The 13,581-nt window shown below is 69.8% G+C and carries 9 protein-coding genes; 3 read left to right on the forward strand and 6 right to left on the reverse strand.

The features are described from left to right. Positions 1 to 3: 3 nt before the first annotated feature. The 6 genes from ON39_RS48100 to ON39_RS05215 all read right to left on the reverse strand — a co-directional run bounded on the left by ON39_RS48100 (position 4) and on the right by ON39_RS05215 (position 7,250). Positions 4 to 1,188, reverse strand: coding sequence for a hypothetical protein (locus ON39_RS48100; protein ID WP_040731600.1), 1,185 nt, complete (start codon positions 1,186 to 1,188; stop codon positions 4 to 6). 187 nt (positions 1,189 to 1,375) lie between these two features. Further along, complete coding sequence (locus ON39_RS05195) at positions 1,376 to 2,770, reverse strand: sensor histidine kinase (RefSeq protein ID WP_040731604.1); 1,395 nt, start codon at positions 2,768 to 2,770, stop codon at positions 1,376 to 1,378. A gap of 12 nt (positions 2,771 to 2,782) precedes the next feature. After that, a complete protein-coding gene (locus ON39_RS05200) occupies positions 2,783 to 3,427 on the reverse strand; it encodes a response regulator transcription factor (protein ID WP_246003027.1) in 645 nt (214 codons plus the stop codon). 98 nt (positions 3,428 to 3,525) lie between these two features. After that, on the reverse strand, positions 3,526 to 3,885 hold the full coding sequence (locus ON39_RS05205; protein ID WP_040731610.1) for a hypothetical protein: 360 nt from the start codon (positions 3,883 to 3,885) through the stop codon (positions 3,526 to 3,528). A gap of 284 nt (positions 3,886 to 4,169) precedes the next feature. Beyond that, complete coding sequence (locus ON39_RS05210) at positions 4,170 to 5,756, reverse strand: MFS transporter (protein WP_040731611.1); 1,587 nt, start codon at positions 5,754 to 5,756, stop codon at positions 4,170 to 4,172. Positions 5,757 to 5,804: 48 nt separating this feature from the next. Next, positions 5,805 to 7,250: an aspartate ammonia-lyase gene (locus ON39_RS05215; RefSeq protein WP_051186316.1), complete on the reverse strand. Its 1,446-nt coding sequence runs from the start codon at positions 7,248 to 7,250 to the stop codon at positions 5,805 to 5,807. An 857-nt stretch (positions 7,251 to 8,107) separates the two neighbouring features. Here ON39_RS05215 and ON39_RS05220 point away from each other — a divergent pair. The 3 genes from ON39_RS05220 to ON39_RS05230 all read left to right on the forward strand — a co-directional run bounded on the left by ON39_RS05220 (position 8,108) and on the right by ON39_RS05230 (position 13,409). Then, positions 8,108 to 8,422: a hypothetical protein gene (locus ON39_RS05220; RefSeq protein ID WP_040731613.1), complete on the forward strand. Its 315-nt coding sequence runs from the start codon at positions 8,108 to 8,110 to the stop codon at positions 8,420 to 8,422. Between the two features lie 9 nt (positions 8,423 to 8,431). Further along, positions 8,432 to 11,647, forward strand: coding sequence for a WXG100-like domain-containing protein (locus ON39_RS05225; RefSeq protein WP_040731615.1), 3,216 nt, complete (start codon positions 8,432 to 8,434; stop codon positions 11,645 to 11,647). 802 nt (positions 11,648 to 12,449) lie between these two features. After that, positions 12,450 to 13,409, forward strand: coding sequence for a hypothetical protein (locus tag ON39_RS05230; RefSeq protein WP_146251218.1), 960 nt, complete (start codon positions 12,450 to 12,452; stop codon positions 13,407 to 13,409). Positions 13,410 to 13,581 lie beyond the last annotated feature (172 nt).

A 13,581-nucleotide genomic window follows, 5' to 3' on the forward strand; every position in this document is an offset into this window, starting at 1 on the left:
CTGCTACCGATCACCCGTTCGCCAGCCGGAGCGCTGCCACGGATTGCCCACCTCGGACGTCTCCACCTGCTCGTCCACCTGCGGCGAGGGCCTTCGCCGCTCGCGCCGCTTCTCCTTGCCGTCGCCCGGCGCGCCGCCTTGGCCGCCCGGCGGCATTCCGCCCGGCGTGCCGGGCATCATCCCGCTGCCGGGCACGCCGGCGCGGGTCTGGCTGCCGGGCTGCCCGTTCTTGTTCGCCAGTTTCTCACCGTCGAAGGCCGAGACCGACCGCAGCGACGGGAGCGTGCCACCCGGCCCGCCGCCCTTGCCGCCGACGCCGGGAGCACCTGACTTATCCAGCGGCGCACCGGTTATCGGGTCGATGGGTTTGTACGCGTTCGGCCCGAGCACGCCGGGCAGACCGGGGTTCAACGAGGCGTCGACGCCCCCGGGCAACGCACCTAGACCACGGGGCAGACCCTCGAAATCCCCTGGCAGAGAACCGGACTTCGACGCGAACGGCGACGCGGGACCGGACGCGCCCATGGCGGAGTAGTTCGCGACCGGCGGACCGCTGAAGGCACCGGGCCCACCTGTGCCGGGCCCGCCGGAACTCATGCCGCCGACACCGGGCCCCGGCCCGCCCGCGCCGGTCTCCCCACCGCTCGGATTCTTGATCTCCGGACCGCCGCCCGGCCCCTGGTACCCGCCCGGCGGCGGCACCGGCGGCCCCGTCGGCCCGTTGTTCCCACTGTTCTCACCGGTTTTCCCGTGGTTCGGGTCGGAGCTCACCGGCCCCTTGTACGGCCCCTGATTGCCTTTGGCGTCCTCATCGATGTAGTTCTTCAACATCCACTCGGCGAACAGATCCTCCCCGCCCGCGAACGCCTTACCGGCCTCCTCGAGCGTGCGGCCGTAGTTCACCAGCAGCTGCGCGTACACCGGCACCGCGCCGGAGGCGTCGGGCCCGGTGCTGCCGTTGCCGACCACCGCGTCCTTCGCCGACAGGTAACCCTCTTTGCCCTCGGCAAATTGCTTGCCCAATTTGTCGTCGCCCCAGGGCTCGCCGAGGCGTTGCAGGTTGCCGCTCAGCTTGGTGAGGATCTCGAAGAGCCCGTTGGGCGCGCCGGGCAGCTCCGCCAGTTTCTTGCCCTTGTCGATCAGTGCGTCGGGGTCGACCCGAACCGTGTTGTTCGGCTGCGGTGCCATCCCGATCCCTTACTCGTTGTCCTGCTGCGGCATTCAGCACCCGAGGGTTGCGGGTTGCGGTCGCGACCCTCGGACTGCGGAGGCGGCGGCGCGGGGAAAGAGGGCCCGCGCGCCACGCACCCATCGTGGCGAGTGGGGTCGCGCGGTCGCGTGCCGGAACGGGAGTGTTCACCGTCGGTTCAGCAGTTCACCCGGATGTAAGGTCGGCGGCGGGCAGGCTGACCGTCACCACCAAGCCGTGCGGCTGCGCCGACTCGACGAACAGCAGGCCGTCGTGCTGCGCCGCCAGGGTGGCGGCGATCGGCAGGCCGAGCCCGGAGCCGCCGGACGCGGCCGCCGCGCCGCGGAAGAACCTCGTGGTGAGCAGGTCGATCTCCTCCGGCGAGACGCCGACGCCGGTGTCGGCGACCGCGACGACCACCGACTCCGCCTCCCGGTCGACCGATACCGTGGTGCTCGCGCCCGCCCCGGCGTAGCGGGCCGAATTGCTCAGTGCCACATCGAGAATCTGGGCGAGGACGCTGCCGGGAAGGTTTGCTCGCGCGGCGTCGACCAGCGGCTCGAAGGTCAGGGTGAGGTCCGCGCGGACGAAGGCGGCGTGCCAGGCGGCGACGCGGTCCGCGGCCACCCGCACGGCATCGCATCCGGCGGGGCTAGCGGCGTCCGCGCCGGTCCGCTCCCCCTCCTCGGCGTCGGCGACCGCGCTGGCGAGCAACCCGTCCAGCAGCTCGGTCAGCCGATCCACCTCGCTCACCACGCTGACGAAGGTGTCGGCGGCGCGGTCGGCCGCGAGCATGGGCTGCAGGGCCTGGAGCCGAACCGCCAGCGCCGCAAGCGGATTGCGCAGCGAGTGCGCCGTGTCGACGACGTGCCTGCGCTCGGCGGCGGCCAGCGCGGCCACCGCGCGCGTCACCGACTCGACCCCGGCGGCCAGCTGCAGGATCTCGGGCGGCCCCCCGCTCATCGGCGGCCGCCGGGGCGGAACGCGGTGGGCGGGCAGGGTCGAGGTGAGCGCGTCGACCTCGCGCAGCAGGCCGGACACCGGGCGCAGGATCCAACCCGACACCAGCAGCGCCAGCCCGGAGAACACGAGCAGCGCCGTCGCGGTGCCGCAGGCCAATTGGGTCCAGCGGACGAGGATCTGGGTGCGGGTCACCGACGTCGAGACGGCGATCACCACGACGCCGCCCGCCTGCGGTGGCGTGCCGATCGGCTGCGCGACCAGCATCGGCTCGGTGTTCCACGGATAGAGCGAGCGGGGCAGTTCGAGCCAGTGGCGTGCCTGGGTCGCCGCGCGTACCCGCTCGTCTTGGCCGTCCATTCCCACCGCGCACAGCACCGTGTCGTCGGCGGCGCGCACGAGGACGCCGTTGCCGGTGCCGTCGCGGTAGCGCTGCGCCTCCTCGCACAGGTGCGCCGGATCCGTCGCGGCGAGGACACCGAATCGATGGGCGTCCTGGACGCGCTCGATCACCAGGCCGCGGGTGCGGCTCGCGGCCAGCTCACCGCCGATGCCGACGGCGAAGCAGATCATGCACAGGGCCGCCAAGGCGGTGAAGGCGGTGACCAGCCGGGCGCGCACGCGGCGGCCTGCTCAGCGGGACCAGCGGTAGCCGAAGCCGTGGATCGTGATGATCAATCCCGGTCGGTTCAGCTTGGCCCGCAACGCCCCCATGTGAACATCTAGTGAACGAGAGGTCGAGGGGGTCTTCTCGCCCCAGACCTCGGTCATGATCTTGTCGCGCCCCACCGCGACGCCCGCGTGCTCGGCCAGCACCCTGGCGACGGCGAACTCCTTCTGCGTCAACGCTATCGGCGCCCCGGCGACCTCGACCGAGCGCGCCGCGAGATCCACCTTGACGTCCCCGGCGAGCACGACTTCGGGGCCGGATTCGGTTGTCCGGCAGCGGCGCACGATGGATTCGAGCCGGGCGGCCAGCTCGCCGACCCGCGGCGGTTTGATGATGTAGTCGTCCGCGCCGGCGCGCAGGCAGGACACGGCGGAGTACTCGTCGTCCTCGGCGGTGAGCACGACGACGGGAACGTCGCTGACCTTGCGCAACTGGCGCAGCACGAGATAACCGTTGAGATCGGGCAGGCCGAGGTCGAGGATGACCGCGTCGTAGGAGGTGTAGGAGGTCAGCAGGTCGAGCCCGTGGGACAGGTGGTCGACGGCGCCGAAACCATGCGCGCGCAGTCCGTCGATGACGGCCTCGGCCACCCCAACATCGTCTTCCACGACCACGACACGTAGCAACCCGGCCCTTTCCCGCAACCCAAGGTCAATCCGACCGGTAAGTGAGGGTACCGCAGGCTCGAGCCAACTCGGCCGTTACGTCATGCCGTGGCTTGGGGCGCGGCCGTCCGTGCGTTGTTCGCGGGCATGGGCGCGAGAGCCATCGGCGGGTAGCCGGCCATGCGCGGGGCGGGCGGCAGGCTGGGGAACCGCTTGCGCAGACCGCTCAGCTGGCGATAGATCTCCCTGAGCTCCTCATGCAGCGCGCCGAGCTCCTCGTGCAGCTGCTCGGCCTCCTCCAGCAGCGTCGCCCGGAACAGCCTGCCCTGCTCGAGCTGCGCCCGCTCGGCCCGTACCCGCGCCAGCGCCTCCTCGGCCGACGTCCGGGACGAGGCCCGTCGCGCCGCGCCCGCCCGTCCGCCGGCGCGCTGGGCGGTGCTGCTGAATTCGGTATTCCGCATGGCAGATCCGGCCTTTCGGTAAGTCTTCGCCTGACAATTATGGACACAATTCCGAATTCGTCAACGGCGTTCGGAGAGAATTTGCAACGACTTAGGTACTACAAAGCCCAGGCACAGAATCTTTAGAAGCTCTTGAGGTTTTATCATAATCTTGATTTTCCTGGTAAGCATGCGCTCACCTGGGCAAACGCGCGTGCAGAAGGCAGCAGAAATCCCGCGTTGAGAAATACGCAACGCCATGCGAAAGGCGCGTCCCGAATTAAGCGAGACACGTGTTACGGCATTTACCGAGCCGTGTTCGATTTCCTCGACAGCACGCTCGCGACGAGCATGACGACCACGACAACGGCGACGACCGCGATGGTGGCGAGCAATCCGTCGCCGTATCCGCCGACAAAGGCGTTGCGAACCGCGACGGCCAGCGGCACGCCGTGCTGATCGCCCGCGAGCGTGACCGCCCGCACCCCGTCACCGACCGGATCGCGACCGATGCCCGCGCCGCCGACGGCGAGCACGTCGGCGGGGACGATGAAGCGGTTTCGATAGCCGTGGTCGACGAGTCCGCCGACGATCGCCGCCCCGAGCAGCCCGCTCAGCTGCACGAGTATCAGCTGTGCGCCCCAAGGGATTCCGGTGCGCGAGGCCGCGTGCGCGGCGCTCACCACCTCCAGCGCGATGCCGAGCACGAGGGCGCAGCCGAGGCCGGTCACCGTCACCATGGCGACGAGCGGGGCCAGGTCGCCGGGCTCGCCCGCGGTCAGGCCGATCGCGAGCCCGTCCATGATCGCGGTCGAGCCGATGATCACCGCGGCGACGACGCACCCCGCCCGATGCAGTGCCGCACCGACTTTCGCGCCGATCGCCGTCGCGACGCACGCGGGCAGGAACAGGGCGAGGCCCGCGACCACCGGCACGCGGCCCCCGAGCACCTGGAGATATTGAATGACCAGGTACACCATGCCGAACATCGCCACGATCGAGGTGCCGAGCGCCAGCATGACCAGCCGCACCCGCGGCTCGGCGCTCACCAGCCAGTCGTGCGGCAGCGAGCCACCGCGCCGAATCACGGCCGCGACCACCGCGAGCGCCACGCCGACGCCGAGCGCGATCGCGAAACCCGAAGAGGTCCAACCCCATTTGGGCGCCTGATACAGCGCGAGCGCGAGCGACCCGGCCGAGAGCGTCGTCGTGGCGACGGCGGGCCAGTCGACCGGGCTCGCCGGGTCGGCCGGGATGCCGGGCACGATCGCGAGCACCCCGATCAGCACCACGACATCCGCCATGGCCAGCCCGGCCATCACATACGGCCACCACACCTGGTTCAGGACCACGGCGGTCAACAGCAGCGTCGACATCACGCCCGCCGCGGAGCAGCCCGCCCACGCGGTGACCGCCCGCGCCCGGCCGCTGCCCTCGCCGTAGACGAGCACGACCAGCGCCAGCGTCGCGGGCAGAATGGCCGCGGCGCCCGCGCCCATGGTCGTTCGCGCGACGAGCAAGGCGAGCGGGGTATCGGGGCAGACCAGATGGATCACCGCGCCGGCTAGATAAAGGACAAAGCCGCCGACGATCACCCGCTTCGCGCCGAGTCGATCAGCGAGCGCGCCGCCCACCAGCAGGAACGCGACGTAGGCGACCGCGTGCGCCGCGGGCAACCACAGCGATATCGCCATGTCGGGCCGGTGTCCGAGCTGCCGGAGCAGGCTCTGCACCGCGATGGTCTGCAACGCGGTGTCTCCGCTGATCAAAGCCGCTGCCGCGCAGAGGGTAAGCAGTACCATCCGGCGGCGCCGGGGGCCGAGATGCATCGGCTCGGCGCCGGTGTTCGCCGTGCGCGTGGTCCGCGCGGGCGGGTCCATCTCGACAATCATCACGTGCCCTCTGTCCAGCCCCGGACATCAGATGTCCAACCCCGGACATCAAAATACCCGGTCCGGCGCGACGAGGTGCGGGTCGGCGGCGGTCAGCGGCGGCAACCCCGCCAGTCTGCGGACGGAGAGCAACTCGTCGACCTGGTCGCGGGTCAGCAGGCCCTCGGCGACCACGATGTCGGCGATGGCCTGGCCGGTCGCGAGGGCCTGCGCGGCCACCCGCGCGCACGTCTTGTAGCCGAGGTGCGGCGACAGCGCGGTGACGATGCCGATGGAGTTGTGCACGCCCTCGGCGAGATGCCCGCGGTTGGCGGTGATTCCGGCGACGCAGTCCGCGCCGAGGGTGTCGACGGCGGCGCTCAGGTGGGTGAGCGACTTGAGCATGCTGTAGACGATGACCGGCTCGAACGCGTTGAGCTGGAGCTGCCCGGCCTCGGCCGCCATGGTGACGGTCATGTCGTTACCGATCACCTCGAAGGCCACCTGGTTCACCAGCTCGGGGATCACCGGGTTCACCTTGCCGGGCATGATCGACGAGCCCGCCTGTACCGCAGGCAGATTGATCTCACGCAGACCGGCCACCGGACCGGAGGAGACGAGCCGCAGATCGTTGCAGATCTTGGACAGCTTCACCGCGACCCGCTTGAGAATCCCCGAGACCTGGACGAAGGCGCCGCAGTCCTGGGTCGCCTCGATCGGGTCGGCCGCCCGGACGACCGGCTCGCCGGACAGCTCGGCCAGGTAGCGGCAGGCCAGTTCCGGATAGTCGGGGTGTCCGTTGATGCCGGTGCCGATGGCGGTGCCCCCGAGGTGGCACTCCAGCAGCAGCATCGCGCCCTCGGCGAGCCGGGCCCGGTCCTCGCGGACCATGGTGGCGTAGGTGCCGAACTCCTGGCCGAGGGTCATCGGCACCGCGTCCTGCAACTGGGTGCGCCCCATCTTGATCACGTCGGCGAACTCGACCGCCTTGCGCTGGAATTCGTCGGCGAGGTCGCCGAGGGCGGCGCTGAGGATTCGGATGTGGGCGACCAGGGCCAGCTTGATGGCGGTCGGGTAGACGTCGTTGGTGGACTGGCCGAGGTTGACGTGCGTCAACGGGTCGAGCTCGGCGTAGTCGCCGCGCTCGAAGCCGAGCAGTTCCAGCGCGCGGTTGGCGATCACCTCGTTGGCGTTCATGTTCGACGAGGTGCCGGCCCCGCCCTGGATCAGGTCGATGGGGAATTGGTCGAGCAGGTTTCCCGACCGCAGTTCGGCGCAGGCGGCCACGATGGCGTCGGCCCTGCGCCGGTCGAGCAGGCCCAGGTCGCGATTGGCCTGGCACGCGGCCTGTTTCACGGTGGCCAGCGCGGCTACCAGAGCGGGGTAGGTGCTCATCGGCGAGCCGGTGACCCGGAAGTTCGCCATCGCCCGCGCCGTGTGGACGCCGTAGTACGCCTCGGCGGGCACGCGGAGCTCGCCGAGCGAGTCCTTCTCGACGCGGGTTTCGACGGACATCGGATTCCTCCAGGTGTTGGTGCTGTTCATCGGTGGTTCTTCACTGGGTCTGTTTGCGCATGGCAGCGGCGAGGTCGCGCGGCGTCGCCCGCGTGTGCTGATCGCGGCGTCCGTACAGGAGGGCGCTTCCGGCAGACCGCTTGTGCCGCGGCACTTCTCGGGGTCTGCCGTGCGGGGGCATCGGGGTCGGCCCGCCGCGCTCCTGTCACGTCACACACGTCGTACGTCATCGTCAGCGGTGGAGTTCCAGGGGGTGCCGGGGGTGACTCGCGTGTGCGGGCAGGTTCACGGTCTCAGCGCCTCGGGGCAGCGGGCGTTCGCGTCTTTCGGAGCGCCATGGGTCGACGAAAGGCCATGCCGGCTAAGGGCTGTCATCTATCGACCTTCCCGTGGCTCGATCATGCCATCGCAAGAAGAAACATACCGCTATCCAGCGGCTCATTCAAGAGCGGCACGTTGCTAGTCGCAATCATCCTCCGCCGCAGCGTTATTCCGGCGAGTTGACCAGTCCGCAGCCCCTCGAGCAGCGCGGACGAGCGCCGCCGGACGAGCTGTTCACCCGGCTGCCCGATGGCACAGCGGAGGTGACGCCCCGCGACTCGACTTGACCCGAGGGACCGGCCACGGCGGCGCGGGCAAGGCTGCTTCGACTGGGACGCGGCTGTGCACGATAACCGCCGCGAGGTCGACAGGCTTGTCGAACGCCATGTGAGAACCGTGGTCAATCGAGAGTCGACGTCCGGCGCCTTCCGCCGAATCTCTGGTCAGCGCAAGGGAATCATGGTATCTACAAGTAGACGACATAGCGGCATAGGCATTTGCCGAACCTGGGGCACGATGAAGGCGAGGCGAGTAATTTGTCGGAAACAATCATCGTCACCCCCGAAGACGTACGCGCGGGCGGCAATGAATTGATGGCGGCGAAGTCCGCATTCGAGACGGTTATGCGGACGCTCTCGGAAACCATCGACACCTACGGCCCGGAAACGTGGGGCAAGGATTCCTACGGCCGGGAATTCGCCGACGGCGAGCGCGGTTACCGCAGTTCCCGCAACAATCTGCTCAGCGGCGGCCGGGATATGGTGCGGACGGTCGGCGAATTCGGCACCGGACTGCTCCGCGCCGGAAACGCCGCCGAGGCAGCCGATTTCGGCAATTCCCACGCGTTCTGACGGACGCCGATGTCCCTGCATTGGCCGGAGGAACTGCGCTTCCTGACCTATGTCGTCGGCCAGGTGTGGCCGGACGGCGACGAAGACCGCATGTTCGCCATGGCCCAGGCCTGGCTCGACGCCGCGGAAAGCCTGGAGCGACAAGTGCTTCCGGTGGTTCGGACGGCCGAGGGTCGCACCCTGAGCGGCTACGGCTCCGGCGCGGGCCGGGAGCAGATCGCGGCGGCGCTGCATCAGCTGCAGGCCGGCGACCACTCGATCGAGCAGTTGGTCAAGGATTTCCAGCAGCTCGGCGCCTCCACCCGCAACGCGGCCACCACGCTCGAGGCCACCAAACTGATGACGATCTTCGCGGTCACCATGCTGGCCGCGCAGATCGCCGGCGCGTGGCTGTGGCCGCCGACCGCGCCCGCCGTCGAGGCCGCCGCCATCGGGGCCACCCGCGCCACGCTGTACCGGGTGAGCAATCGCGCGCTCACCGCGCTCGGCAACATTCCGCATGTGGGCGAGTACCTGGTGAAGACGCTGCGGTACCTGCCTAGGCTCACCGACGAGCCGGGGCGCATCGCCGGGCTCGTCGCGAAACCGCCGACGGCGCTCGCCGCGCGGGCGACGCCCGGACTCTTCGAGACCTTCGTCAACGCCGGATTCCGGGCGACCACCGCGCGCACGCTGGCCGAATTGCCCGCCGACGCAGTGCAATTCCTCATCTCCAAGGCGGTCAACAACCTGATCTGGGCGGGCGGCCTCGACGTGACGATCCAGGGCATCCAGATGTCGAAGGGACATCGCGACGAGTTCAACGCCACCCAGTTCGGGATGTCGGTCGCGGCCTCGACCGGCGGCTGGTACGCGGGCGCGCTCGTCGCGACCAATCTGAGCAAGTACGGCGCCAAGTTCCTGACCAGCCGGGGCAAGGATCCGACGGCGGGTTTCTGGGGCGCGGGGCTCGGCCTGGCGTCCGGCACGGTGCCGACGGTCGTCTCGACCCTGGTGGGCGGCGGTATCGCCATGGGGTTCACCGGTTCGTTCGACCCGACCATCGGACTCATCGGGGCGCTGTCGGCCAACTCGCTGATCGGATCGCAGCGCGGCTATATCGGCATGCGCGGCGACGAGCCCGCGACGACCAGGGCCGAAGATGGTGCGACAGTGCACAATTCAGCGCGCTCGACCCCCGGAGCGGACGGACCGGCCAATCCGGGTCGTCCGCAGTCGCTCAAGTCCACCGAGGAGCTGATCTCGGAGATTCGCGGGCGCGACGATGCCGGGTATCAGGCGGCGCGGGCCCAGGACCGCGCGGCCGTGCGCGACGCCGAGCGCACGCCGGAGGGCGCACCCGTCAACCGGCGGGCCAATCGCGACGCGCACGTCAACGAACAGCGCAGCCAGATAAAGGAACTCGCCGACGCGCGGCGGGCCGTGCTCGACGCGGAACTGGCGAACGTCCGGGCGCGGGATCGCGCGGCGGCGGCGCCGGACGATCTGGCGACGCTCGAAAATGTCGCGCAGACCAGGCAGCGGCTGAACGAGGCCGTCGACGCCGATGCCGCGACTCGGGCGCGTATCCAGGCACGGCTGGACGCTGACGGCCGGCAGCGGGTGAAGGTCGAACAGCCTGGAGCGGACGACCATAGCTCGGTCGTCAGTCAGCGCCGGTCGGACACCGCCGATCAGAGCCGGTCGGACGCCACCGAGCAACACCGGCCGGACACCGCCGATCAGCACCGATCGGACGCCACCGAGCAACACCGGCCGGACACCGCCGATCAGCACCGATCGGACGCCACCGAGCAACACCGGCCGGACGCCACCGAGCAACACCGATCCGGGAACGGCGATCGGCACCGATCCGGGAACGCCGATCGGCACCGGTCGGAAACCGACGATCAGCACCGGCCGGACACCGACGATCAGCGCCGGTCGCAGGTCGACGATGAGCACGGCCGCGTTTCCGCGCCTACGCCGAGAACTCACCCTGACGGCGACGCCTCTGCGAATTCCGTTCCAGGACGGCGTGGTTCGACGGATGACAACGAATCCCTCGAATCGGCGGGGAGCCACGCGAACTCCGACGGAGACCACCCGACCGCAAGCCGAGGTCGAAACTCGGGCCCGCGGACTCCGGCCGGCGAATCCGAGATCGTCACGGCTCCGATCGGACCGACGCACAACCGCACGCCTTCGCACGCCGACTCGAGCGACAGCGTCCCCTCCCGTATCGACCTCGAGCCCGGCGGCGCACAGCGGCCCGCGCGGGGCGAGGACCCCACTATGACCGCACTCCGAAACAAACTGAGCGCGGCCGAATCTCGCATCGCGACCCTGCGGGACGCGGACACCCAGGTCGCCACGGCGCACCGGCGCGCGCAGGCGCGAGGACTGGACGACGTGGTGGCGCAGCGCGCCATGCATCGAGATGCCTTGGCGGAGGCCAAAACCGTCAGAGAGACGACCAGAAGCGAGCTGAACCAGGCGCGCACCGCGCACGCCGACGCGCCCGACGAGCAGAAGGCCGCGCTCCAGCAGCGGATCGGTGAACTGGAGAGCACACTGCGCGCCCAAGACCGCACCATCGCGGACGAGACCGCGCACCTGGCCGTCCTCGACCGGCAGCTCACCAGGGCCAGCACCGACCTGGACACGGCGATCCGCACCCGCGAGCAGGCCGCGGCCGATGTCCGCCGGTCGATGACCGAGCTCGAGGACGCCGGTCGCGCGGCAGCGTCCGCCGGCGCCGCACACCCCGCCGCCCCCGCCCGCACCGGTGCGACACACCCCTTCGAGGAGCTCGCGCAGCTACAGCGCGAGGTCGACCAGCGCCGCAACGAGGTGGACCTGTCACAGACGAACCACGACGAGCTGGCGCGGGCGTCCGGGGCCACCGAGCGCCGTATCGAGCAGGAGCGCAACGACTTCGACGCCGGCCTCCGTACCGAACGCTCGATGATCGACGGCGGTTATATGAGCGGGAAGCCGAAGTCCAGGAAGCTCCCGCTCGCCCACGGCATGCCCGACCCCTTCACCGCGCTGCCCCCACCCACCTACGACTTCTGGCTATCGGGAGGAATACATGAACAGCCGAAGCCAGAGCCCGATCAGCCGGTCGATCCCGCCAAGCCCGACGAATCTGGCAAGCCCGAGCCCGATAAGCCCGGCGAACCCGATCCCGACAAGCCCGGCGGGCCCCAGCCTGAAAAGCACGACAAGTACAGCAAGCCCTAGCCCGACAAGCCCAGCAAGCCCGAACACGGCAAGCCCGGCGAACCCGAACGCGGCAAGCCCGGCAAGCCCGAACACGGCAAACCCACCAAGCCCGAACACGGCAAACCCACCAAGCCCGAACACGGCAAACCCACCAAGCCCGAACACGGCAAGCCCGGCAAGCCCGAACACGGCAAGCCCGGCAGGCCCGGCAAGCCCGGCAAGCCCGGCAAGCCCGGCAAGCCCGAGTCTGGCGAGCCAGAAGATGCCGAACAGCGATGAGAGACAGGCGACGTCGATGAGTGCCCCGCACCCTGCCCTCGATACGGAACAGGGCGAGCCGGAGAGTCCCGATGTCGCCTTCACGTTGACATCCGAATTCGCTACCAGCGCAACCGTTTCGGCAAGTACCACCTGCCCGACAGCCACCCCCACGGCACCACCCACGTCAGCCGCCACCGCCACCCCGACCGCCCAACCAGTCACCGCCCCGGCACCATGCGCGTCAGCTGCCATCGCCGAACCCGAATCAGCCTCCACCACCGCCGAACCAACCCTTGCCACGGCACCACGCGCGTCAGCCGTCGCCGAACCCGTGCCCACCACCACCGCCCTATCAACCACCGCCACCGCGCCTGCGCCTGCCGAACCTGCCGCCTCTCCCGTCGAACGGTTCTCCTCCCCTGTCACCACCCCTCCATCAGCGGACGAACTACACCGGGCTGCCGACCAACTCGCCACCGACATCACCGATCTGCTGCTGCCCGCAGCACCACCGGAGTGGCAGCAGCTCCGACTGGGGTTCTCGGTGACGGTCGCGGCGGTGACAGGCGACGCGGTGTTCTTAGCCGACGACGAGCCGATCGCCGTCGAAATGCCGTCCGAGGCCGCAGAATTGGCACAAGCGTTGCGGGCCGTGACGGTACTGCCGGATGAGCAAGCATGGTGGCACCTCACCTTGGTACGCAACCGAACAGGCGCCCCCACCTACGAATTCGGCTACGGCGACGCCCCGTTCCCGGTCGACCGCCTCCTGCCGACCGCCGCCTACCGCGCAGACCTCGAGCACTTCCCCCGCGAACGACTCCCCGTCTGGCTGGCCGGTCGGCTGCGGGCCGGCGACGGCACGGAGCAGTTGCCGCAGGCGCTGACCCGAGCACGACTCGACCGCGCACCCGCGACCCCGGTCCGATTCCTCGCCGCGCCGACGGTGTGGGCGCGATGGGCGACGGTGGCCGCCGCGGCCGTGGCGATCGGCACCGAGTGGGGTCCCCGAATCCTCGGCTCCACAGCGGTCTTCGAGGGCACCGACGGCAGCGGATCGACGCTGCACCTGCTCCCCCGCGACCGCGCGGTGCTGTCCGGCGGGATCTGGAACGCCCCCGAACTGGACGCGGCCTACAACGACGGCGCACAGGTGCCGGAGTACTACGCGGGCCTTCCGGATTGGCTCGACGGCTCGGTGCTGAACCACCGCGCGTACACGGGTCAGCTGTCGTTCTGCTACTGGTGGGACGGCGAGGATTGGTCGAGCGGGCAGTCACCCGACCCGACCGCCGTCGGCGCGGCCATCCCCGGCCTGTGGACGCCGGAGACGGTGATCGACATCGTGTGCGGCGTGCTCGGCCCTTCGGCGTCCCGCCCTGCCGTGGCCGAGCTGCTGATGGCCGCCGAAACCAACTCGGCCACAATCGAACTCGCTACAGCGGCGTTCTCGACAGACGAGCACACCGACGTAACCGCCGCGTGGTCACAGCTGGCGATGGCCGGACTCACCCACTGAGCGGGGCTGAGCGGGACTCAGTGCAGATGCTCACCCAGCGACCCGACCGCCCGCAGCATGTCCTCCAGACCAGGCGCCGCGCCACGGTCGATCGCTATGGGCGCGACCAACTCCCGTGCCCGCTCGGCGATCTCGAGCACCGCCTGCTGAGACGCCTTGGTGACGGCCTCGG

The sequence above is a fragment of the Nocardia tenerifensis NBRC 101015 genome, from assembly GCF_000308715.1.
GTDB classification, from domain to species: Bacteria; Actinomycetota; Actinomycetes; order Mycobacteriales; family Mycobacteriaceae; genus Nocardia; species Nocardia tenerifensis.

Excerpts from the sequence above, each read along its gene's own strand:
- ON39_RS05205 (WP_040731610.1), bottom strand. The coding sequence starts at position 3,885 with ATGCGGAATACCGAATTCAGCAGCACCGCCCAGCGCGCCGGCGGACGG.
- ON39_RS48100 (WP_040731600.1), bottom strand. The coding sequence starts at position 1,188 with ATGGCACCGCAGCCGAACAACACGGTTCGGGTCGACCCCGACGCACTG.
- ON39_RS05210 (WP_040731611.1), bottom strand. The coding sequence starts at position 5,756 with ATGATTGTCGAGATGGACCCGCCCGCGCGGACCACGCGCACGGCGAAC.
- ON39_RS05225 (WP_040731615.1), top strand. The coding sequence starts at position 8,432 with ATGTCCCTGCATTGGCCGGAGGAACTGCGCTTCCTGACCTATGTCGTC.
- ON39_RS05215 (WP_051186316.1), bottom strand. The coding sequence starts at position 7,250 with ATGTCCGTCGAAACCCGCGTCGAGAAGGACTCGCTCGGCGAGCTCCGC.